Annotated in this window: 19 protein-coding genes and 1 tRNA gene; 6 read left to right on the top strand and 14 right to left on the bottom strand. The window is 42.3% G+C overall.

The window, feature by feature from the left end; translation table 11 throughout:
• Window positions 1–215: 215 nt before the first annotated feature.
• Window positions 216–407, bottom strand: a complete 192-nt coding sequence (locus IG80_RS15695; RefSeq protein ID WP_032113104.1) for a hypothetical protein — start codon at window positions 405–407, stop codon at window positions 216–218.
• A 242-nt stretch (window positions 408–649) separates the two neighbouring features.
• A tRNA-Gly gene (locus IG80_RS0107055) sits at window positions 650–724 on the bottom strand.
• Window positions 725–963: 239 nt separating this feature from the next.
• Between IG80_RS0107055 and IG80_RS0107050 the strand changes: the two genes are divergently transcribed.
• The 3 genes from IG80_RS0107050 to IG80_RS0107040 are packed head-to-tail and all read left to right on the top strand — an operon-like array spanning window position 964 to window position 2,247.
• A complete protein-coding gene (locus IG80_RS0107050; RefSeq protein ID WP_032113103.1) occupies window positions 964–1,638 on the top strand; it encodes an LON peptidase substrate-binding domain-containing protein in 675 nt (224 codons plus the stop codon).
• 11 nt (window positions 1,639–1,649) lie between these two features.
• Window positions 1,650–1,877 carry a Trm112 family protein gene (locus tag IG80_RS0107045; protein ID WP_032113102.1) on the top strand — a complete coding sequence of 76 codons (228 nt, stop codon included), beginning with the start codon at window positions 1,650–1,652 and terminating at the stop codon, window positions 1,875–1,877.
• Entirely contained in the window at window positions 1,870–2,247 is a 378-nt protein-coding gene (locus IG80_RS0107040; protein WP_032113101.1) for a gamma-butyrobetaine hydroxylase family protein, read from the top strand. Before IG80_RS0107045 ends, IG80_RS0107040 begins: the two co-directional genes overlap by 8 nt.
• Window positions 2,248–2,592: 345 nt before the next feature.
• On the opposite strand, the gene uvrA is transcribed toward IG80_RS0107040, so the two are convergent.
• The 4 genes from uvrA to IG80_RS13265 form a co-directional block, all read right to left on the bottom strand.
• Window positions 2,593–5,430, bottom strand: a complete 2,838-nt coding sequence (gene uvrA / locus IG80_RS0107035; RefSeq protein WP_032113100.1) for an excinuclease ABC subunit UvrA — start codon at window positions 5,428–5,430, stop codon at window positions 2,593–2,595.
• Window position 5,431: 1 nt separating this feature from the next.
• A complete protein-coding gene (locus IG80_RS0107030; protein WP_032113099.1) occupies window positions 5,432–6,367 on the bottom strand; it encodes an L-threonylcarbamoyladenylate synthase in 936 nt (311 codons plus the stop codon).
• A 322-nt stretch (window positions 6,368–6,689) separates the two neighbouring features.
• The gene (locus IG80_RS0107025) at window positions 6,690–8,087 is read right to left on the bottom strand and encodes an NAD(P)H-dependent flavin oxidoreductase (RefSeq protein ID WP_032113098.1); all 1,398 of its coding nucleotides are present in this window, start codon (window positions 8,085–8,087) and stop codon (window positions 6,690–6,692) included.
• A gap of 80 nt (window positions 8,088–8,167) precedes the next feature.
• Window positions 8,168–8,752 carry a tetratricopeptide repeat protein gene (locus IG80_RS13265; RefSeq protein WP_052046193.1) on the bottom strand — a complete coding sequence of 195 codons (585 nt, stop codon included), beginning with the start codon at window positions 8,750–8,752 and terminating at the stop codon, window positions 8,168–8,170.
• A gap of 184 nt (window positions 8,753–8,936) precedes the next feature.
• Between IG80_RS13265 and IG80_RS0107015 the strand changes: the two genes are divergently transcribed.
• Window positions 8,937–9,212, top strand: coding sequence for a conjugal transfer protein TraD (locus tag IG80_RS0107015; protein ID WP_032113097.1), 276 nt, complete (start codon window positions 8,937–8,939; stop codon window positions 9,210–9,212).
• 82 nt (window positions 9,213–9,294) lie between these two features.
• The gene (locus tag IG80_RS0107010; RefSeq protein WP_052046192.1) at window positions 9,295–10,899 is read left to right on the top strand and encodes a pilus (MSHA type) biogenesis protein MshL; all 1,605 of its coding nucleotides are present in this window, start codon (window positions 9,295–9,297) and stop codon (window positions 10,897–10,899) included.
• Between the two features lie 103 nt (window positions 10,900–11,002).
• Here IG80_RS0107010 and IG80_RS0107005 read toward each other — a convergent pair whose 3' ends face one another.
• The 8 genes from IG80_RS0107005 to IG80_RS0106965 all read right to left on the bottom strand — a co-directional run bounded on the left by IG80_RS0107005 (window position 11,003) and on the right by IG80_RS0106965 (window position 20,333).
• Window positions 11,003–12,829: an ABCB family ABC transporter ATP-binding protein/permease gene (locus IG80_RS0107005; protein WP_052046191.1), complete on the bottom strand. Its 1,827-nt coding sequence runs from the start codon at window positions 12,827–12,829 to the stop codon at window positions 11,003–11,005.
• Between the two features lie 14 nt (window positions 12,830–12,843).
• Window positions 12,844–13,170, bottom strand: a complete 327-nt coding sequence (locus IG80_RS0107000) for a DUF1476 domain-containing protein (protein ID WP_032113096.1) — start codon at window positions 13,168–13,170, stop codon at window positions 12,844–12,846.
• A 407-nt stretch (window positions 13,171–13,577) separates the two neighbouring features.
• A complete protein-coding gene (locus IG80_RS0106995) occupies window positions 13,578–14,492 on the bottom strand; it encodes a hemolysin family protein (protein ID WP_032113095.1) in 915 nt (304 codons plus the stop codon).
• A gap of 108 nt (window positions 14,493–14,600) precedes the next feature.
• Window positions 14,601–15,107: an rRNA maturation RNase YbeY gene (gene ybeY, locus IG80_RS0106990; protein WP_156962081.1), complete on the bottom strand. Its 507-nt coding sequence runs from the start codon at window positions 15,105–15,107 to the stop codon at window positions 14,601–14,603.
• Window positions 15,091–16,101 carry a PhoH family protein gene (locus tag IG80_RS0106985; RefSeq protein WP_032113093.1) on the bottom strand — a complete coding sequence of 337 codons (1,011 nt, stop codon included), beginning with the start codon at window positions 16,099–16,101 and terminating at the stop codon, window positions 15,091–15,093. The genes ybeY and IG80_RS0106985 overlap by 17 nt, the downstream gene beginning before the upstream one ends.
• A 142-nt stretch (window positions 16,102–16,243) precedes the next feature.
• A complete protein-coding gene (gene miaB, locus IG80_RS0106980; RefSeq protein WP_032113092.1) occupies window positions 16,244–17,620 on the bottom strand; it encodes a tRNA (N6-isopentenyl adenosine(37)-C2)-methylthiotransferase MiaB in 1,377 nt (458 codons plus the stop codon).
• Window positions 17,621–17,792: 172 nt separating this feature from the next.
• The gene (locus IG80_RS0106975; protein ID WP_032113091.1) at window positions 17,793–18,692 is read right to left on the bottom strand and encodes a LysR family transcriptional regulator; all 900 of its coding nucleotides are present in this window, start codon (window positions 18,690–18,692) and stop codon (window positions 17,793–17,795) included.
• 543 nt (window positions 18,693–19,235) lie between these two features.
• Window positions 19,236–20,333 (bottom strand): SagB/ThcOx family dehydrogenase, encoded by a 1,098-nt coding sequence (locus tag IG80_RS0106965; RefSeq protein WP_052046189.1) that lies wholly within the window; start codon window positions 20,331–20,333, stop codon window positions 19,236–19,238.
• A gap of 304 nt (window positions 20,334–20,637) precedes the next feature.
• Between IG80_RS0106965 and IG80_RS0106960 the strand changes: the two genes are divergently transcribed.
• Window positions 20,638–21,318 (top strand): hypothetical protein, encoded by a 681-nt coding sequence (locus IG80_RS0106960; protein WP_032113089.1) that lies wholly within the window; start codon window positions 20,638–20,640, stop codon window positions 21,316–21,318.
• The last annotated feature ends 42 nt before the right edge of the window (window positions 21,319–21,360 follow it).

Raw genomic sequence — 21,360 nt, 5'->3', positions numbered from 1 at the left:
TTCTGTTAATCGATTTACGGAAATGAGAAGCGAAAAAACTTTAGACGTGAAAGTTATTTTAGGTGACAAACGAAAAGGATTTCACCGCTAAGAAGCCATTCGTCCTTATAAGAAAACTCCTTCATGTTTGCTGGGGTTGCCTAAACATAAAAGAGCTTTCAATCACCATACTAGACCTCTTGTTTTTAAAGGCAGCATTTAAACCGCTATCTGATTTAGTTACTAAATAAAAACCCTAAATCACTGAACATGTCTTTATCTTGCATATTATTAAGTTTTACCTTAAAAGAATCAATTTTTACTTCTAAAATAGCGAGGTTCACTAACTCATTGTCTGTTTTATAGACGGACATCTGCTTATGAGAGGATACATCAAGCTCCGTGACCTCCCCCCTTTTTTTCCACAAAAAGTCTTACCTCTCCACAATACGCAGATAAAGAAAACAGACATAGTCTGGTAATTGTTAAAAGCTTTTTTTATTTTATTTTGCCTAAATCAATAAACATGAAATGCTAAAAATAGTTCTTGTGATCCTTAGCATCCAAAAGATAAAATAAGCATGGTCAATAAAAATTCAACGTAAATAAAACGTAAATAATTTGATGATAGTTTACGGACCGATGAAAAAAGGGGATAGTCATGTATGAATGGAGCGGGCGAAGGGATTCGAACCCTCGACACCAACCTTGGCAAGGTTGTACTCTACCCCTGAGCTACGCCCGCTTAAGAAGAGATTATCACTACCTTTTTTACCTATTTCATCAACTTTTTGCAATAGTTTTTTTAAACATTTTATTGAGAACTTATTTATACCTTGTTTTTATTAAATTTTCCCCCTATTAAACCCTCCTTAAACCTGGCATTCACCTCCTTTTATATCGCTTCTGTTATATTAGCTCTTGAATTTGAGGCTAAAAATGTCCATGTATGGTGCAACCAAAGAAATCTAACTTTTTAAAACTATGTTGGCGAAATTAAAAAACATCACGTCTACAGATCAATTACCGACAGAAATCCCCCTCATTTTGCTACGCGGGGCTGTTTTGCTGCCTAAAGCCCATCTCCCTGTTCCTATTTTTGATACTGTTCATCTGTCTTTAGCTGATGAAGGATTAAAAGAACAAAAGTTAATTGGCCTGATTCAACCAAATGCTTCCTTAAGAGAAACTCCTAATTTTGATGATTTAGATCTTTTTTCCATTGGGACTCTTGCTCGCATTACAGAGATTGACGAAATTACCAATGAAAAAATGATCGTGACCTTGGAAGGGATTTGTCGCTTTAAGCTTGTGGAAAAACGTGAAACAGACGAGGGATATCCCATCGCTAAGGTGACTTATGAGCATTTTTCAGCAGATTTAGTGGAAGAAAATGACTTCATGCTGGATCGAGACCGCCTTCTCAAACTATTGAAACCTTATTTTGAAAGGTTGGAAATTAACCTTAATTGGGATGAAATTAAAAAAGTATCCAACCAAAAATTAGTTACAGCGCTAACAATGGCTTGCCCGTTTCGCCCCTCCGAAAAGCAAATTTTATTGGAAACACAAAATCCTAAAGATCAATCTTCAGTGATTACAACTTTAATTGAAATGGCGGTCTATTCGAGTCAGAATGACATTATCACTTATCATTAAGAGAGACTAAAATGAAACCAGCTGTTGACCCTAAACTTCTTGAAATTCTTGTTTGCCCGTTAACTAAAACCAGGCTCACCTATGATAAGGAAAATAATTTATTGATTAGTGAGGCAGCAGGACTTGCCTATCCAATTCAAAATGGAATTCCCATTATGCTCATTGACGAAGCCAAAATTATTGATGAAGCAAAAGCCGAAAAATATCGCCATTTTTTAAACGAAAATTCCCATGCCTAAACTTACCCATTCTTTTGAAGTTTGGCCGCTTAAAGTCACCCTAAAAAAGGAAGGATGTATCCTTGAAATTGAATTTGATGACGGGGAAAATTTCCATTACCCAGCTGAATATTTAAGGATAGAAAGTCCTTCTGCTGAGGTTCGGGGGCACGGGATGGCACAAAAACGCCTCATCGGTGGTTGTAAATATGTAACGATCACTGCCATTGAATCTGTTGGCAATTACGCCATTCGTATCCTCTTTGATGATGGCCATAGCACAGGCATTTATTCTTGGTCGTACTTACATCAATTAGGTCTCAATCAGGCTAGTAATTGGCAGCGTTACTTATATATGCTCGAAGCTTGGGGCCTCAGCCGCGAGGCTTGATAAAAGCGGTTGAGCTGTAATTCAACGCTTCCTTTTGTTTTATTAACTGATTGTTGTAAGAGTCAACTCTCAACCAATACACAACAACCGCTCTATAAGGCTGATTAATCCCGCCTGCGGCCTCTCGCTTCATACCTTGCTCTACAGGAAGGTCTTAGGCACTCTTATTGCGCGAGAAGGGCGAGAATTATGGATCTTAACTGCGGCCCATTGTGTCAAGGATAAAGGTCTGGATGATTCGAACTTTCCCGCAGATTTATTAAAGAGACTCAACATCCTATAAGAGAAAAATAATAAAGTTACCGAAAGAATGGTGGAGTTTTGTATTTTCATAGTAAATCTCCATTACAAATACGGCTTTAAAAACTGCCCAGTATAACTTGTTTCACATTGAGCCACCGTTTCTGGAGGACCAGAAACAACCACCTGACCACCGCCATTGCCACCTTCTGGTCCCATGTCGATAATCCAATCGGCGGTCTTAATCACTTCGAGGTTATGCTCAATCAAAACAACCGTATTACCCTGATCGACCAATGCCTGTAATACCTCCAGCAATTTACGGATATCCTCAAAGTGCAATCCCGTAGTTGGTTCGTCTAGAATATAAATTGTTTTACCTGTGGCTCGGCGGGATAGCTCTTTGGCAAGCTTAACGCGCTGCGCCTCACCGCCTGAAAGTGTCGTTGCCTGTTGACCCACATGAATATAACCAAGCCCCACCTGTTGCAATGTTTGAAGTTTTTCCCGCACGGACCGATGCGCATCAAAGAACTCCACTGCTTCATCGACTGTCATATTCAAAATATCGGCGATGGATTTTCCTTTGAAATTGATTTCCAAAGTTTCACGGTTATAACGCTGGCCATGGCATTGATCACACTGAACATAAACATCAGGCAAAAAATGCATCTCAATTTTAATAACACCGTCTCCCTGGCAAGCTTCACAGCGCCCCCCCTTCACGTTAAAGGAAAAGCGACCAGGCGCATAGCCACGGGCTTTACTTTCTGGTAGCTGCGCAAACCATTCACGTATCGGCGTAAAACATCCAATATAAGTCGCTGGGTTAGAACGTGGCGTCCGACCGATGGGAGACTGATCAATATCGATGACTTTATCTAAATGCTCGGTGCCTGAGATAGACTCATAGGCCCCCGCTTGCTCCCGCAGACCATGGAATTGTTTTGCCAATGCTTTATATAAAGTTTCAATAATCAGGGATGATTTTCCACCACCAGATACACCTGTTACGCAAGTGAGGGTTCCTAAAGGAATCTCAACAGAGACATTTTTAAGGTTATTGGCCTTTGCCCCGATAAGCTTAAGAGTACGACCCTCAAGACCAGATCTGCGCTGGAGAGGCACAGAAATCTGACGCACTCCCTTTAAATACTGACCCGTCAAACTTTCAGGATTATCAATCACCTCTTGCGGGGAACCCACAGCGATAATTTGTCCCCCATGTTGCCCTGCTTGCGGCCCCATATCGATGACATAATCAGCCGTGCGAATCGCATCCTCGTCGTGCTCGACCACTACCACCGTATTGCCGATATTACGTAAGTGTTTAAGGGTCTCCAAAAGGCGGTTGTTGTCTCGTTGATGCAAACCGATGGAGGGTTCGTCTAACACATACAACACTCCCGTCAGGCCAGAGCCAATTTGCGAGGCTAAACGAATACGCTGACTCTCTCCCCCAGAAAGTGTCCCCGACGAGCGGGAAAGAGTCAGATATTCTAGACCAACATTGACTAAAAATTCAAGACGGCTATTAATTTCTTTCAAGATTCGATGAGCAATGTCCTGTTGTTTTTGGGTAAGATCCAACCTCTTGAACCAATCGGCCGCATCAGTGATGGAAAAATCACAGACCTCGCCAATCGACAAGCGATTAATCTTGACGCATAAAGCTTCCGGCTTCAAGCGGTGGCCGCGACAGACCGTGCAAGGATTGGTTGTTTGATATTTGGCAAGCTCTTCACGCATCCAATCGCTTTCTGTTTCTAACCAACGCCGTTGCAAGTTGGGAATCACCCCTTCAAAGCTGCGCATTGTCTCAAACTTGCGATAGCCATCGTCGTAAGTCATAGCGATCTTTTGCCCCTCAGAGCCAAACAGTACAATCTTCTGCAAATCTTGTGGCAAGTCTTGGAACGGCTGGGTAATGCTGGCGCCAAAGTGCGTCACGATAGAGTCAAGCGCTTGCATATAAAATTCATAAATGTGCGCCTTTTTGCCGGCGCCATCACTGGACCACGGTGCAATCGCCCCCTGTTTAATTGACAACGCCGGATCCGGCACTACCATCGTAGAATCAAAGGAAATCTCAACACCCAAGCCATCACAAGTGGGACAAGCCCCGTGCGGGCTGTTAAAGGAAAACAGGCGTGGTTCTATTTCTCTTAAAGTGAATCCAGAAACCGGACAAGCAAACTTTGATGAAAACGTGCGAATCTCGTGGTTATCCGCATTTTCAAGGTAGACCAGACCATCGCTTAAGGCCAAAGCCGTTTCTAATGAGTCGGCCAAACGCGTTCTAATTTCACTAGCAATGGCGAGACGATCAACAACCACTTCGATATCGTGTTTGATTTTTTTATTGAGCTCCGGCGCATCATCAAGGTCATAAACAACACCATCAATCTTGACGCGCTGAAATCCTTTTTTACGCAAATCCTGCAGCTCTTTTTTATATTCGCCTTTCCGACCTCGAACAATGGGTGCCAGGATTAAAACACGTGTTTTTTCTTCCAAAGTCAAAATTTGATCAACCATTTGGCTCACCGTTTGCGCTTCAATCGGTAAACCTGTGGCTGGCGAATAAGGAGTCCCTATACGGGCAAAGAGAAGGCGCAAATAGTCATAAAGTTCTGTTACCGTCCCGACAGTAGACCGGGGGTTTTTAGAAGTGGTTTTTTGTTCAATAGAAATTGCTGGACTTAAACCATCAATGGAATCCACATCTGGTTTTTGCATGAGCTGGAGGAATTGGCGCGCATAAGCAGATAAACTTTCTACATAGCGACGCTGTCCTTCCGCATAAAGCGTATCAAAGGCCAGGGAGGATTTGCCAGAGCCACTCAATCCGGTAATCACAACCAATTGGTCGCGAGGGATATCAACGTTTAAATTTTTTAAGTTGTGTTCGCGTGCGCCACGAATCGTGATGTACTTGCTCATTTTAAATCTCTCTTGTTGCCGCGCGACTGAGGCGGTCATTAATCGCAATACCTAACCCCCAATAAGGAATAGGTGCAACTGCGATGGCACGGTTGACAGGATTATCCAACAGTCGCATCATGCGAAATAGATTAGCTGCGGCTTCTCCTAAATCACCTTGCTCGCTTAAGTTTAAATCGCCCTCGACGTTGCCAAAGCCGAGCATAACCTCATTTGCTTGTTTTTCCAAGACATTGAGACGCATCGGGATAGATGGCGCATAATGTCGCTTTAGCATTCCCGGTGCGGTGATCGCCGCGCCTACTTCCGCATACCGCATCTGGCCAAACACCTTATTTAAATCTTCAAAAGTTACACCACCCGGACGCAAAATTGTCGAAGTTTCCGAAGTTAAATCAACAATTGTTGACTCCAATCCTATCCTGGTTTGACCCCCGTCAATAATTAATGGAACGTCATTTCCAAGAGAGGCCGCCACATCCTCTGCTGACGTTGGACTAATACTATTGGATTTATTAGCACTGGGTGCAGCAAGTGGTTTACCATAAGCCTGGATCAATTCTTGCGCAATAGGATGGGCAGGTAGACGCACAGCCACACTATCTAAACCAGCAGTCACCAGATAAGATAGCTTTGCACCCGATTTACGCTTCAAAACAAGCGTTAAAGGGCCTGGCCAAAAAGCTGCTGCCGCCTTGGTCAATAAAGGAGTAACTTCGACGTAATCTGCTAATTGCTCCAAAGAGCTCACATGCAGAATTAAGGGATTAAATTGGGGCCGCCCTTTTACTGTAAAAATCTTAGCAACAGCCGCGTCTTGTTCGGCATCGGCGGCAAGGCCGTACACTGTTTCTGTGGGAATTGCCACAATATCACCCCGACGCCATAAATCGCAGGCAGCCTCAATAATTGCAGATGTGAGTTGTTTAATTGTCATGAAGAATTCCTTATACCCATTTCACATAGGGATATTCCCGTCAAAATCAAGACTTAAGTGACTTTTCCTTCTCGAATGCATCCCTCTCTAATGCCTTAGAACTACTCACCATTCACATCTTAGATTCATCCTTGCGGGCGAGCGTCCGCACTTGTGGCAAGATCTCCCTTACCTAATTCTCGAGAAGAGTGCCATCACGCAGCCCATCTTAACCATCACAATGATACCCTGGCGCTTGGAGAGGGGGTACACCACCCCCTCTTTCTTCGAAGGCCGAGGGAGAACAATATCTGGAATGAGGTATCTTAGCGTTTGAAAAGCCCTAATACCCCGTTTGAATTTGCTCTAATAGCTGTTTAACAGTGGGCACAAACCCATTGGCATAGAAAGGGTCTTTGGCAAAGCGATAAGCTTGGTGTCCAGCAAACATCAATTGGTGGTTAATATCATCACTATGGCTAATGGTTTGCAGTGTTTTTTGAATACAGAAAGAACGTGGATCCGCCTTCTTACCAGTGCTACCTGCTTCATTCTGGGCCCAGTTACTGAATGCACAAGCCGATAAACACCCCATACAGTTAATTTGATCTGTCAAAATTTCATTTTCAGATTCTTTGGTCACAAAAATCAGTGTGGATTCTGGAGTTCGCATTGCCTCCATGAAACCAGCAGCTACCCATTTTTCCGCGTTTTCCTTGTCACAAGACGTCAAATAAACTAACCGCCCCCGCGCGCCCACTGGAAACGCCTCAGTGTGCTCACCAAAAGCGTGGGGTGAGTACGCCACCTGCCGCTCAGAACGCAAGCGCAAATCTTCCAGAAAGTCATTACGCACTGCTGAAGAATAAAATCCAGTCGGGCTAAACCGATTCAAATAGACATCCCCTGCTTTCAGGTTGACTAACCGCTTCTTCCATTCGGTTGAGATTGGGCTTTCTTGGGTTAACAAAGGACGTGTTCCATATTGGAAAGCGATAGGTCCAAGCTCAGGATTATCAAGCCAATCTTGCCATTCACTGAGCCACCAAACGCCCCCAGCCATGATAATCGGCACATCACCTAACCCCACTTCACGCATGGCTTGGCGCAACGCCAGGACACGAGGGTAAGGTTTTTGCGGCACGAGAGGATCTTCGGTATTGGACAAGCCATTATGTCCCCCCGCCAGCCATGGGTCTTCATAAACCACGCCGCCTAAGTGATTGGGAAACTTGTTATAGGCGCGCTTCCATAAAATGCTAAAGGCCCTGGCAGAAGAAACAATCGGATAATAGAAAACATCATAATGAACACAGATCTCTGCCAATTTATAAGGCATCCCTGCACCACAGGTCACTCCATGAACGAGCCCCTTGGTTTCCGACAAAACGCCGTGCAAGATTGGCTCAACTGCGCCCATTTCCCACAATACGTTCATATGGATACGACCATTGCCCTTCGATCGCTCATGCGCGATCCGAGCTTGGGTGATCCCCCCTTTAATAGCATATTGGATAAGTTCTTCATGACGTTCACGGCGCGTTTTACCATGATAGACGACAGGAATTAGATTACCATTCTCGTCATGGGCGTCCGCATTCACTGCGGAAAACGTTCCAATCCCTCCCGCAGCAGCCCATGCTCCTGAACTTTCACCGTTAGAGACAGAAATACCCTTACCACCTTCAACCAGTGGCAGAACATCACGACCTGAGATTCTTAAAGTATTTAATTGTTTCATGGGTATGCCCCTTATTTATCATCCAGGAGTTTTTATTTGTTTACTTTTAGCCAATTTTTAGCGCAAAAGGCAATAGTTTCTTATTTTCTGACAAGTTTATTGACTTTAATGAGAGCATTTTGATAAATCTCAGGTGTTAATTTCTGCGCCACTTCATCCCTGTATAGTGCAGCGTCTTCAGTAACATCACCTAAATCATCCAGATTAAGAGCAGCTAAAGCTAAATAAACAAAGGCATCCTCTAAATCTTGTGGGGTCTTCTCACCATTTTTCAGCATAATCCCATAGTTAAACTGGGAAGGACCATAACCGCGATTCGCCGCCAATTGATAATATATCAAGGCTTTGTGATGGTCTTTAGCAACAAATTCGCCATGCAAATAATAGCCTGCCATCGCATCTAAAGCCACAGGCAGCCCAGCACTGACTGCTTGTTGCAACAGCTTCCACCCCTCTTTGACATTCTCAGGTTTAGCGCTAAAAAGCTTAATTTGGGAAAGATAAAAAGCAGCTTCTGAAGATTTCTTTTCGGCTTCAGTGCTTAACAGTTTTTCTGCCTCTGTAAGATTACCGTACTGAAGCAAATGGACAGCCTCATCAACCGCAGGCGTCGCTATGGCAGCCTGTGATAATCCAGCCCACAAAATTCCTATAAATTTTATCATCTTTATTAGTTACACCAACTAAGCAATGCCTTCTGACCAGAACAATAGCGGATTTTGATCACTAAAGCACGCTATTTTCACAATACTTTATGGATAACTTCTTGACAATTTTGCAAATAAATATATTTTTAATAATCTAAAATTAGTTATTTTTACAATTAATAACAAAGAAAGGTTTGCTGGAATGGCATCGTCTACCCGAATTCAGGACATCAACGCGCAAATTCACTTTCTCCAATCTCGTAAAAGAAAGTTGGAAGATCGTCGTAAAGATCAAATTACAACCATTCTAGCCCGTTGTGGAGCAAGTAATCTCCCGGATGATATTCTTGCAGGCGCGCTTCTTGAGGCAGTACAAGCGTTCACTAAAAATGATTCACGCATCCCTCAATGGCAACAGGCAGGTCTGAAAATCTTAAAACCAGGTCGTGGCAAGAAAAAATCCATTATAGGCAGTTAAGTAAGAAAAATAAAAAGTTGCTGACAAAGCAACTTTTTTCACTTACAAGTACTAAAAAAATTAATTAAAGTTTACCCTAGCCTTGCTTTCTAAGCTTATCTTATTTTTCTATGCTCTCACCTTGACTAGTATGGCTCAAGACCCCTCAACAGGAGAGGTCATCAAGCACAAAATCGAAGAGCTTCAGTCAATTCCGGCAGACTCCCCGAGACCTGCACCGGCCTATAAAAAAACACCTAAAAAACAACCACCCATCCCTCATAAGATGAAGCAAAAGATCTCCATCTCCATCAGTGATACTCTTCCTTTAAAAGAAGCCTTATTAACCCTTTCAGAACAAACAAAGGTGGATTTACAACTTGATCCCACCATCAAACACGCCTTGGTATTTTCCGCCCGCCAACGTCCTTTGATTGATATTATTCGTGATATTTGTGAGCTTGCAGGGTTGCGTTATCGAATTATTGAAGGCAGCATTCGCATTGAACAGGATACCCCCTACCCCGTCAACTACAATGTCCAGTTTTTGAATATGACACGCTCCAGCAATGCGCAGGTTTCCATCGCCACAGACGTATTTTCCAATGCTAAAGAGATCAGGAGTGGTCTAGATAATGGCTCTAATAGCACGGTGAGCGCTAAAAGTAATAATGATTTCTGGGAGGAAGTTACCGGCAATCTAGAAACAATCTTAAACGATGAAGACGGTAGCTCCTTTACCATTCATCGACAAGGGGGTGTCATTTCGGTGCGGGCTAACTCCAGGCAACACAAACTGATTGAACAGTATTTAGAAAACTTAAAGCGCGCTATTTCAACGCAAGTTTTGATCGAAGCCAAGGTTATTGAAGTTAATCTAAAAGATGAATTTAAAGCAGGCATTAATTGGCATAAACTTGCCGGTGGGGTCTTTCGCATGGATACGCCTTTGGGGGCTATTGGGCAACATGGAACGCATATGGACCCCGGCATGATGCATAAAGAAGTCCTTTCCTTTGGCGTTCGGAATCATGATTTCACCGCGATTATCAATGCGATCCAACAATTTGGCTCTTGTGAAACGTTATCCAGTCCGCGCTTAACAGTACTCAATAACCAACAGGCTATCTTGAAGGTCGCCCAAAATCAGGTCTATTTCCGCCTCAAATATGACAAAGAATATAATCTTAACATTGAACGAGAAAGCATTAATGTCTCAAGTGACATTCAAACCGTCCCTATTGGCCTAGTAATGGCCGTCCAGCCATCAATTGATCATGAAACGGGGGATATTGTGCTGTCCCTTCGTCCCACCATCTCACGACTCACACGCTCGGTCTCAGATCCAGCAGTTGATATTGCTCTTGCCAATTCAGGGGATCATTCTCTCCATCACACAAAATCCCTTATCCCCGTAGTGGAAGTACGTGAAATTGATTCAGTTTTACGGATTCCGTCAGGCGAGATTGCGGTGCTTGGCGGCCTGATGGAATCACGCAATAATGTGGAGAATACCAAGTTACCTATTGCCGGCGACATTCCTCTCTTTGGAAAACTCTTTACCGCTCAATCTGAAGTCACTGAAGTTGTCGAACTGGTGATTTTGTTGAAAGCAACTATTGTTCAAGACAACCACAAGGTACCCCTTGCCGACGTGCGCTTGATGGACGAATATAGTAAGGATTCCCGCCCCCTTAATTATCCTTAACCTCGTATGGCATCGAGAGTTTTGTTTTCTGACAAGTTAAATTCTGGCGAATAATTGGAGTTTACATAAATAAAATGAAGCTTGCGAGTTAGAATTGAGCTCATCAAGGAGCCAAACTCGACAATTCCGAAAGAGGGTCACTGTTATGTTGTTGCCTAAGCCACATAGCCATGTAAGTGCCATTGAGAGCCAATAACTCTTGGTGAGTGCCACGCTCAATAATTTCCCCCTGGTCCATTACTAAAATTTGATCCGCATCCACAATGGTGGAGAGTCGATGGGCAATGATAAGGGTCGTATAGTTCTTGGAAATATCTTTTAAGCTCGCCTGGATCTGCTTTTCTGTGCGTGTATCTAAGGCAGAAGTTGCTTCATCAAACAAGAATATTTTGGGTTGCTTTAATAATGTGCGGGCAATCGCCACCCGTTGTTTTTCGCCACCTGACAATTTAAGGCCACGTTCACCAACGTGGGTTGCATATCCTTCAGGCAAGGCCTCAATAAAATTGTGAATTTGAGCTGCTTCGGCTGCTTCAATAATCTCTTCGTGTGTCGAACCAGGACGACCATAATCAATATTATAGTCGATAGTATCATTAAATAGAACTGTATCCTGAGGCACCACCCCGATTAAGCGTCTCAGGCTTGTCTGGTTGACATCACGGATATCTTGATCGTCTATGAGAATTCGCCCTTGAGTTGGATCATAAAACCTAAATAAAAGCCGGCTAATTGTTGATTTCCCGGCCCCGCTGGACCCCACAATGGCCACGGTCTTTCCTGCTGGAACTGTAAAGCTTATCTGCCTTAAAATCTGCCTGTTAGGGTTATAAAAAAAATCGACATTTTCAAAAACAATTTTCCCATTCTTAAATGTAAGATCGGGGGCATTCTCCTTGTCATTAATTTCGCATGGCACATCCATCAGTTCAAACATTTGAGTGATATTGACTAAAGCAATTTTAACTTCACGATAGGCAAATCCCAACATAGAAAGCGGGGTGTATAGCTGAATCGCATAGGCATTAATCGCCACCAAATCACCGACAGTAAAAACTTGATTCTGCACCCCAGAACCAGCATAAATCATCACAAAAACTAAACCAATAGAGATAATTACTGTTTGTCCAATATTCAATAAAGAAAGGGAAAGACGATTTTTAACGGCCGCAACTTGATACCGCTCCAAAGCGTGGTCAAAACGAGTCGCTTCATGATTTTCGTTATTAAAATATTTGACAGTTTCATAGTTTAATAGACTATCAACCGCTTTCGTGGTGGCTTCATTATCGGTCGTATTCATTATGCGAACAAATTGGATACGCCATTCAGTAACCAATAAGGTAAATGCAATATAGATAATCATTGTTGTTAATGTAATAAGAGCGATGTAAACGTCATATAAATACCATAACACTCCCGAAACCATAAAGATTTCAACAGCAGTCGGGACAATGTTAAAGGTCAAAAACGACAAGAGACTTTCAATCCCCTTCGTCCCGCGCTCAATAGCCCGACTGAGGCCACCTGTTTGCCGGTCAAGGTGATAGCGTAACCCTAATTTATGCACGTGCTTAAAGATATTCAGTCCTACATAACGCACAGCTTTTTGGGCAACGGTTGCAAAAACACCATCCCGAATTTCCGCAAAGGCCGAAGAAAGAAGACGCGCCACACCGTAAGCAACAATCATGAAAACAGGAACAATCACCAAGCTGCCATAAGGGGGCGAGAGCGCGTCAACCGCTTCTTTAAAGAAAATTGGAATCAGAAGAGTCGCTAATTTAGCTAAGATCAACATCAGGCAAGCAATGGAAAAGCGAACTTTTACCTCTCGATCCTGTTTTGGCCACAAAAATGGCCAAAGACGTTCAAGGATTTTTGTATCTGCTCTTAGGGTTCCAGCGCTTGGGATCTGTGTACCAGCCATGTTTAGGAATCTTTCTATAAATGTTCCCGCAAAAATTCTTGCCGAGCGAGTTCATGACATTCGTTGAGCTTTTTATCCACATCATCAAGAGTTATCGTAATCCCTTTGAGATTAAGGTCAGTCATTGCTCTCCGTAAGAGGTTCGTATCATTGATTTCCTCCGTAATTAATTGACCGATTTCTTCAATATAAAGACTTCTTAAGTGTTCGTCCAGGTCCATATGCTCAACGATCCACTTTGCAAAAAGTTTATTACGCAAAGCAATTACCTGAAAATAAATCTCTTCTTGATGCATGAAATAATTTTCGAAAGCCCGTTCTCTCTCACTAAATATTGACATATATCCACCTTTACTTTTCGTACAGTCACCAATCTAGTATGCGCTGGATTTGGTTAAAATTTATTAACTGCTCCATCAGCAAAATTGGGTATGCATAACCAAATCAATCAAAGGTGATATTAAATTTTCAGTAAAACAACCTAAACTCAGGCTCCGGGATTGCGATAGGACTCATCTGACGACAAGCCAATCTAATCAAATAGAGGATGATGGGGGGATAGAAATTCCCAATATCAATTGGATTCACTATATAAGGTGGCTGGGTTCATTAAAACAAGGAGCATTCCTTCGTGGCAATCTCCTTGCTGCGTGCCTGAAGGAAGGAGAGCCCCTAAGTCACCTAAATGGTCCTCGTTTTAACACTTTGAGCATTAGAAATTCTTGCCTTTTTCTGCCTCTTCGAGAGTCTAGGCCATTGCGCCTGCGAGGACCTCAACATTTTTATGAATTAATAAACGTTTGACTCGGCGTGGGTCTGCTTCCAAAATCTCAAAAGTAATATTTTGGCTAGGATGTGAAATAAGCTCTCCCCTAGAAGGAACATGGCCAACAAGGGAAGTTACCAGCCCACCGATGGTTTCAACCTCATCTTCTAAGTCTTCAATTGTCAGATAGAGATCGAAAGTTTCTTCAATTTCCTCTAACATCACACGACCATCCGCAACAATTTGACCGTCGGGACGGCTAAATAAACGTTGTTGCGTGGGTTGATCTTGGGCATCTTGGATGTCTCCAATAATTTCTTCCATCAAATCGGAGAAAGTTACCAGCCCATCAATTCCACCAAATTCATCAACAACGAGTGCCATTTTAGTGCCGGATTCACGCATTTTAAAAATCAAATCCAACGTCCGCATAGCCGGTGAGATAAACAACACATCTTTCAGGATAGACCGAAGCTGCAAAGGTTTACCCGAGGACTTCCATGCAAGAACATCTTGGATTTGCACACTCCCCACCACTTCATCCAAAGTGTTGCGATACACAGGCAATCGCTGAAGCCTGGAACGAATAAACGTTCCTAACAATTCTTCTTCCGTTGCATCAAAAGGAATCGCAATAATATCCACCCGAGGAATCATCGCATCTTGAGCTGTGAGATCTCGTAAACTTAAAACATTACCAAGCAATGTCCGTTCATCTAATTCAATGGAGGATTCACAATTGTCGCTTTCTTCAATAAGCTCTTCAATTGTTTCTCGCAGGGAGCTTTCGGTATCAGCACGAAAAATGTAACGCCACTTTTTTTTGATCCAGTGGGATAATCGACTTAGCGGTGAAGGGTCAGAATCAGGATCTTGCATAGTACTCAGTTGACTCATGTTAATTATTAAATTTAGTTATAATTATAATACGCCCGGGGAGAATGTCCACCCCCGTTTGCTTTTTAGTCATTTTATACTGATTTTTCACTCTCACTCAAGAGTATTTTATTGATAAGGGTTTGCAATTCCTAATACGTCAAGAATTTCGATTTCCAGAGCTTCCATTTCTTCAGCCTCTTCATCGGTGATATGATCAAACCCTAAGAGATGAAGCATTCCATGGATCAGCAGATGTATAAAGTGGTCCCTAAATAGCTTTTTCTGTGTTTCAGCTTCCCGTTCAATCGTTTCATACGCAAGGGCAATATCACCCAGTTGACATAATTCATCAGCAAAAAAAATATTAAACTCGTCTTCAATATCAGCAGAAAAAGAAAGGACATTCGTGGGTTTGTCCTGCCCACGAAAATCCTTATTGAGCCTTTGGACTGTGGCATCATCGGTCAGCCTGACATTGACCTCTACATATTCACTAATCAGTTCCTTTTTTAATACTATCTCAATGATTGACATCACTAATTGAGAATAATCGAGAGATTGCTTTTGCCATACATCTCCATCAATAATTAGATTGATTTCGTGACCGTGGGTAATATCACATGTTTGCGGCATACCCATTTTCTCCGGTTTCTTTTTTTTCTTGAGTGTCTTTTTCATAAGCGCCAACAATAAGTGAGACGAGGTAATGTCTGACCACGTCTTTTTGATCAAACTCAACAAATTTAATTTCTTCCACTGGCTTCAAGATACGCATGGCTTCCTTCAAACCGGATTTAACACCAAAAGGCAAGTCAATCTGGGTAATATCCCCTGTAATCACCATGCGGGAGTTATTGCCAAGGCGTGTTAAAAACATCTTCATCTGCATCGGTGTTGTGTTTTGCGCTTCATCCAAAATAACAAAAGAATTACTTAATGTTCGCCCTCGCATAAAAGCAAGCGGTGCCACTTCTATTTCACCGTTAGTTAAGCGTCGCTGCACTTGCTCAGGTGGAAGCATGTCGTACAGTGCATCGTAGAGCGGGCGTAAATAAGGGTCGACCTTTTCGCGCATGTCGCCGGGCAAAAATCCTAGTCTCTCCCCTGCTTCCACGGCGGGTCTTGAGAGAATAATTCGCTCAACTTTTCCTGACATTAACATCCATACCCCCACAGCAGCGGCAAGATAGGTTTTGCCCGTGCCAGCAGGGCCAATTCCAAAAACAAGATCGTTAGTTTTTAAGCATTGAATATAGTCAGCCTGATGGGCTGTCCGGGGGAAAACCATTCGGCGTTTAGTGGCAATGGAAATCTCATCGGTTGTCCCGTAATCTGCCTCACTAATGGCCACTGTTGCGCTGGCCATACGGATCGCGGACTCCACCTCCTCGCTATCAACCGTGAACCCTTTTTGTATCTGCGATTGCAAGTAAAGCAGCGCCCCTCTCGCATAGGAGACTTCTGGTTCTGGTCCTTTAAGCTGAATGGTATTACCCCGTAAGATGATAGAGATACCTAAACGTTGTTCAATTCTGGAGAGATGCCGATCATGGGGGCCGGCAATGACCATTAAAACAATATTGTCATCAAACTCAAGATGTGTGGTAGCGTCTTTGTCTTTAGTCAAGTTTTCCTCTACACGTTTTGTGGATCAACCCTAGGTTCTGTGATCAAAATTTAAAAAGATTATTTTGTGATATCTTTAGCCGAAAATGAAGCTAAGTATAGCCAAAATGGACCCCTTTCAATTTTTGTGCATAGAGCCTAACCTAAGCAGCAGAGGCAATTTCTGTTGTGAGAATTGTTCCTGCTATACTATTAGGATGAGCTTCTTTTATCTCCACGTCAACTATTTGTCCGAGTAATCTTTCAGGCGCAAAAACGGCAACCGATTGCATGTAAGGAGAACGGCCCATGAGCTGCCCTTCAAGGCGACCTTTGCGCTCTAAAAGAACGCGAACTGTCTTGTTGATCGTCTGCGTATTAAACTCATGTTGATGTTGATTGAGAAGAGCTTGTAACTCTTGCAAGCGTTCAGCTTTAACCGCTTCTGGCACTTGATTTTCCATCACGCCTGCTGGTGTCCCTGGGCGAATGCTATATTTAAAAGAATAAGCCTGCGCATAACGAACCTTCTCCACGATATCCAAGGTTTCTCTAAACTCAGCATCGGTTTCCCCAGGAAAGCCCACAATAAAGTCAGAGGCAAGAGCAATATCAGGACGCGCCTCTCGCAACCGCTCCATAATGGCAAGATAGCTTTCTCGGGTGTGCTTGCGATTCATGGCCTCTAATACACGGTTGCTCCCCGCCTGAATTGGCAAATGCAGATACGGCATTAATTGTGGTACATCCCGATGCGCCTCAATCAACTCTTCTGTCATATCCGAGGGGTGAGAAGTGATGTAGCGAATACGCTCTAAACCTTGAATCTCCCCAAGTTCACGGGCTAGACGACCTAATCCCCATTCACCCGAGCCGTTAAGCGCCTCCCCATGATAAGCGTTCACATTCTGACCAAGCAACGTAATTTCTTTAGTCCCGAGCTGCACCAAATGCCGTGCTTCTTCTAAAATTTCTCGAACGGGCCTAGAAAACTCAGCACCACGCGTATAAGGCACAACGCAGTAACTGCAGAACTTATCACACCCTTCTTGAACCGTGAGGAAGGCAGCGGCGCGACTGATTTCTGTTTGCGGCAAGGCGTCAAATTTGCTTTCCATGGGGAAGTCGGTTTCAACGACCCCGCGACCTTTGCCTGTCTTTTTATCCGCAGCTCTTGTGGCTCTGGCAATCATTTCTGGTAAACGGTGATAGGTTTGAGGACCAAAAACCATATCAACAAACGGAGCTTGACGCATAATCTCAGCCCCTTCCGCCTGCGCTACACATCCACCAACTGCAATGATCATCGGCTCTTTTTTACCATCTTGGTTTTTGCGATGGTCCTTCAGACGTCCCAGATCAGAATACATCTTTTGTTCCGCTTTTTCGCGGATATGACACGTATTTAAAATAGCTAAATCAGCCTCTTCCGGTGAAGAAGTCAGTTCATATCCAAGCGGACTTAAGATATCGGCCATTCGTTCAGAATCGTAAACGTTCATCTGACAGCCATAGGTTTTGATATAAAGTTTTTTAGCCATAATCGTATCTTATTGTTCTATATAATAACTCTTAGGGTTAGTATTCACAAAGCCTCAAGAATTGCAATAATTTAATTAGCAAGAACAAAGTAACCGGAAATTGAGGAGATTGGCTAAAACAAGAATGAGCTTCTCTAGTTTTTTTGGGAGAGAGTCCCTTCCCTCAAAAAAACTACATTCTAATTCTTCCATTTAGAGGACCTTGTGGGCGAGAGCGTAAATGTTCATAGATCTCTGCAACCACTCTACTGCTTGATAAAGTTTTTGGATACATATAATATAAATCCATCGGGTAAGTTAAAATATCTGGCAAAATGGGCACAAGAGGAACTCTACTCATTTTGGCTGCCGCATGCGATACCGGCCCAATTCCCAGGCCATTTTCTATGGCTCTAAGAATCCCCATATAAGAGTTTATAGGTGTCATTTTTTTCCAAGCAGTAATATGAGGGAGGTGCCAGTTTAGAGGCGCATTATGGGGAATCAACAAATTATGTTGAAAAGCAAAAATATGATGTTTTTCAAAATCGCTTATCCTTTCTGGAAGTCCTTCTTTTTGGATATAGTCTCTCGTGGCATATAACCCCATATCATGGGTTGTTAAATATTTATATTCCACTCCTTCTTCTTTTCTTCTGAAGCTGCGAATATCTATATCTGCCTCACCTAATGTAAGATCAGGTGGATTATCAACCGCTGTAAATGAAAGGGAAAGCTGAGGATAGGCTTTCATGAAATCAGCGAGATCATCAAAAATCCACGAAGCGATAATGGAAATTGTTGCCGATATATTATAATGGCCTTCCATTTTTTGAGACATTTCGCTTAGTTCTTTGAGAGATAGGTCATATTGTGAAAGGAGCCGTTTGACAGAAATCAGAAAACGTTCGCCTTTTTTTGTGATGGCCATCCGTTGGAGAACGACAGAGAATAATTCATGACCTATCTCCTTCTCAAGACTGTCAATCAACCGACTAACAGAGGAAGTGCTGGTTCCTAACTTTTCAGCAGCTTTTTTGACCGAGCCTAGGGTAGCTGTATGATAAAAAGCGAGTAACTTATCCCAATTCATAAGTAGTCCGTTTTTTAATATGATTTAAAGGTAATCTATCTGTGATTTCTTTTATTTGCAAGATTTCTCCCAGATTCTCTTGCCCTTTAATTTACATAAAGATGTTTATGAGACATTGTCAGCCAAAAGTGAGACGGAATGAGGAGATAAGGGCCGAGAGTCTCCTCCCATCTAAAGCACCTCATTAATCTCCGTTCAATATAAGGAAGAAATAAATAAAACACACTTTTCCTGAGTGGCTACGTACTACTGGTCAGTGCGAGAAGCGCATACTCCAGGGCAATCTCCCACTTTATTTTGGAGGAGATTGCCACACTTTCTAATAAAGGTTCAAAATTACGTTTTTGCAAAAAAAGGCATGCTTGGCTGCTTTTCTTGTATTGAGTTGACCCTATTTATTTATGAATACAGGGCATTCAGTGGGATGGACGGGTTTGTTTTCAATAAAAATTTCTTGCATTTTTTTCTCTTGTTATTAAATTATTATTTTAAGTTTATGCTTACACTATTAAGCGGCCTTGCACGGCCTCTCAAACGAGAAAATTAGTTATTTTTTCTCAGCTCCCCTAATATATACGGGTCGACCGTTCCCTTATCTCCGTAACCCCCTCCTATAAATAAAATAGGTTGTTCCGTCGACGAGGTAAGGTTTAAAAACTTTTCTGTTTGGGTATCTCCAAAAGCCCCTGTTAGCCATGTTTCAAGGCCAAGAGCTGTTGCTGTTAAAAGAATTGACTGAGACGCATGACCTATATCTAATAAGACCACACGGTAGCCGCGAGAATGGGGATATTTCCACCATCCTTTTTCAAAACGCGCTGTTAAAAATATCCCAAAAGATAATCCTTCCGCAAAATATTGCCCATAGAGAAGCTTGACAAGATCCTCTTCTTTAACGTCAGCTTCTACCAACGTTAGATGATGCTCAACCGAATCATAGTGATAAATGCCAGGGATTAATCCATCAACTCTTAAAGCTATTATATACGCCTCTTCGGGATGTAGGCCGCCTGCCGAAGGAAAGGATTTGCGACGTCCCAAAATTTGGAGTCCATTATCTTCTAAATCTGACCACTTTTCATGAATAGGCCCTAAACTGACATAAAGAAGAGTGCTTAGCTGATCGAATGAAATTGCTTCTCCTTTAAAAGATCGACAGGTCTTACGCTCCCGCATCACTTCAAGAAATTTATTCTTATCAAGCAAAGAAAGATTAGGCTGAGGCAAAGAAACGGTGTTGCCTTCTTTTTTTATGTGAAAAGTGGGGGGTTGAGAAGAAATAGATTGGCAATAAGTGAGATAATTCTCAATCCAGTCTTCCTTGCTTAAGGTCATGAGGTTATCTGAAATATTCTTTGTTCCTATATGATATATTTTAGAAAGCTCATCCCATCCCCACTCACCAACCTCCTCAAAGGGTTCTTTGGCAATAAGATGAGCGTCCTCTAATTCATTATCTAAAGGAGATGGTTGACCAACGTTTCCTGACGACCATAATCGTAATCTATCTGCATGCTCTGGTTCTAAGGAAAATTGCTTATGATGCAAGTAATCCCAAACAATAAATTGCCCATCTTTTACTAAAAAAATAAATACGGATTGATATACATTAAAGTTAAGCCCTCCTTCTAAATGCCTCATACGTGCCTTACTATCTTATTTTTAGAATTTGTTCAAGAAACCAATGTCTCTTAATAAATGAAACATGCTCACTCAAAAAACGTAACACATCTATAGGATACAAGGTTTAAAACTCCTTTATACCCCTTTAATCACTATTAGGATACGTGAAAAAAATAAAAAATAACAATGGACGAAATAATATATTGCAATTATAGCAATATATTATTACATAAACAGCAACAAGTACTTTTAATGCTAACTATTAGTATACGCTCTGTTCAAAGACAGTAGATTTTGAAAATCCCCATTTAGGAGAAAGATAATGACCCCATCCTTGCAAAACCATCTTAGCCAAGAACTAAAGGCCTATCTTGCTTCAATTCAAGACAGTGGATTGGTGTTTTCTTACACCCTTGGCACCTCTTTTTCTTCGGAAGGAATGAGCCTGGTTTTGCAACAAAAAGAAACCGATTTTACTTTATCCATGGAATGGCAAGAAAAAGGGGATCGCCTTTTGATAAAAAGCTTTGCCCTTAAGGATAACAAGCAATTGGAAAACTTGAGCAGCGCGCTTTATGATGTGGCAGGTTTGGAGATTGTCCTGCAAGCTTTGGATTTACTGTTCTTTTTGGCCGAACAACAAGACCTGAACACGGCTCTTTTTATCTTAAACAACGACGAGGCTAACCACCTTACTCCTCTTGAGGGCTTCTTTAAATCCCTCTCTTCTCAAAGTATAATGGGAAGTAGAAAAGTTACCCTCACCCTGCCAACAACTCTGGATGCTTATGACTTGTTTGTCGATCAGGCGGAAAATATCAAAACCAAGATTCAACAACAGTTGTGGCAAGAACAAACAGATGATTATTGTTTGAGAGGTTATCTTCAAAGCCATAAAAAAGGGGAATCATTTTCGCTCAAAGATCTTATCCCTCAAGAAACAAAACCACTTTCCCCCATGGGACAAATTATTGTTTTTCCTAAATTTGCTAAGCGTGGGTAAAGAGACTTAAAGCACCTGAAAAAGCCGGTTTCTGACTTCGCA

The organism is Candidatus Paracaedibacter symbiosus (genome assembly GCF_000757605.1).
In the GTDB taxonomy this organism is placed as follows: Bacteria; Pseudomonadota; Alphaproteobacteria; order Paracaedibacterales; family Paracaedibacteraceae; genus Paracaedibacter_A; species Paracaedibacter_A symbiosus.
The sequence above is the reverse complement of the archived record's forward strand: the minus strand, read 5'-3'. Positions and strand labels throughout refer to the sequence as shown.

What these genes read in the sequence shown, in the direction of transcription:
- IG80_RS0107030 (WP_032113099.1), bottom strand. Translation starts at nt 6,367, where the DNA reads ATGACAATTAAACAACTCACATCTGCAATTATTGAGGCTGCCTGCGAT.
- uvrA (WP_032113100.1), bottom strand. Translation starts at nt 5,430, where the DNA reads ATGAGCAAGTACATCACGATTCGTGGCGCACGCGAACACAACTTAAAA.
- IG80_RS0106975 (WP_032113091.1), bottom strand. Translation starts at nt 18,692, where the DNA reads ATGAATTGGGATAAGTTACTCGCTTTTTATCATACAGCTACCCTAGGC.
- IG80_RS0107040 (WP_032113101.1), top strand. Translation starts at nt 1,870, where the DNA reads ATGCCTAAACTTACCCATTCTTTTGAAGTTTGGCCGCTTAAAGTCACC.
- ybeY (WP_156962081.1), bottom strand. Translation starts at nt 15,107, where the DNA reads ATGCCGCAAACATGTGATATTACCCACGGTCACGAAATCAATCTAATT.
- IG80_RS0106965 (WP_052046189.1), bottom strand. Translation starts at nt 20,333, where the DNA reads ATGAGGCATTTAGAAGGAGGGCTTAACTTTAATGTATATCAATCCGTA.
- IG80_RS0107015 (WP_032113097.1), top strand. Translation starts at nt 8,937, where the DNA reads ATGGCATCGTCTACCCGAATTCAGGACATCAACGCGCAAATTCACTTT.
- IG80_RS0107005 (WP_052046191.1), bottom strand. Translation starts at nt 12,829, where the DNA reads ATGGCTGGTACACAGATCCCAAGCGCTGGAACCCTAAGAGCAGATACA.
- IG80_RS0107050 (WP_032113103.1), top strand. Translation starts at nt 964, where the DNA reads ATGTTGGCGAAATTAAAAAACATCACGTCTACAGATCAATTACCGACA.
- IG80_RS13265 (WP_052046193.1), bottom strand. Translation starts at nt 8,752, where the DNA reads ATGATAAAATTTATAGGAATTTTGTGGGCTGGATTATCACAGGCTGCC.
- miaB (WP_032113092.1), bottom strand. Translation starts at nt 17,620, where the DNA reads ATGGCTAAAAAACTTTATATCAAAACCTATGGCTGTCAGATGAACGTT.
- IG80_RS0107025 (WP_032113098.1), bottom strand. Translation starts at nt 8,087, where the DNA reads ATGAAACAATTAAATACTTTAAGAATCTCAGGTCGTGATGTTCTGCCA.
- IG80_RS0106960 (WP_032113089.1), top strand. Translation starts at nt 20,638, where the DNA reads ATGACCCCATCCTTGCAAAACCATCTTAGCCAAGAACTAAAGGCCTAT.
- IG80_RS0107045 (WP_032113102.1), top strand. Translation starts at nt 1,650, where the DNA reads ATGAAACCAGCTGTTGACCCTAAACTTCTTGAAATTCTTGTTTGCCCG.
- IG80_RS0106995 (WP_032113095.1), bottom strand. Translation starts at nt 14,492, where the DNA reads ATGAGTCAACTGAGTACTATGCAAGATCCTGATTCTGACCCTTCACCG.
- IG80_RS0107000 (WP_032113096.1), bottom strand. Translation starts at nt 13,170, where the DNA reads ATGTCAATATTTAGTGAGAGAGAACGGGCTTTCGAAAATTATTTCATG.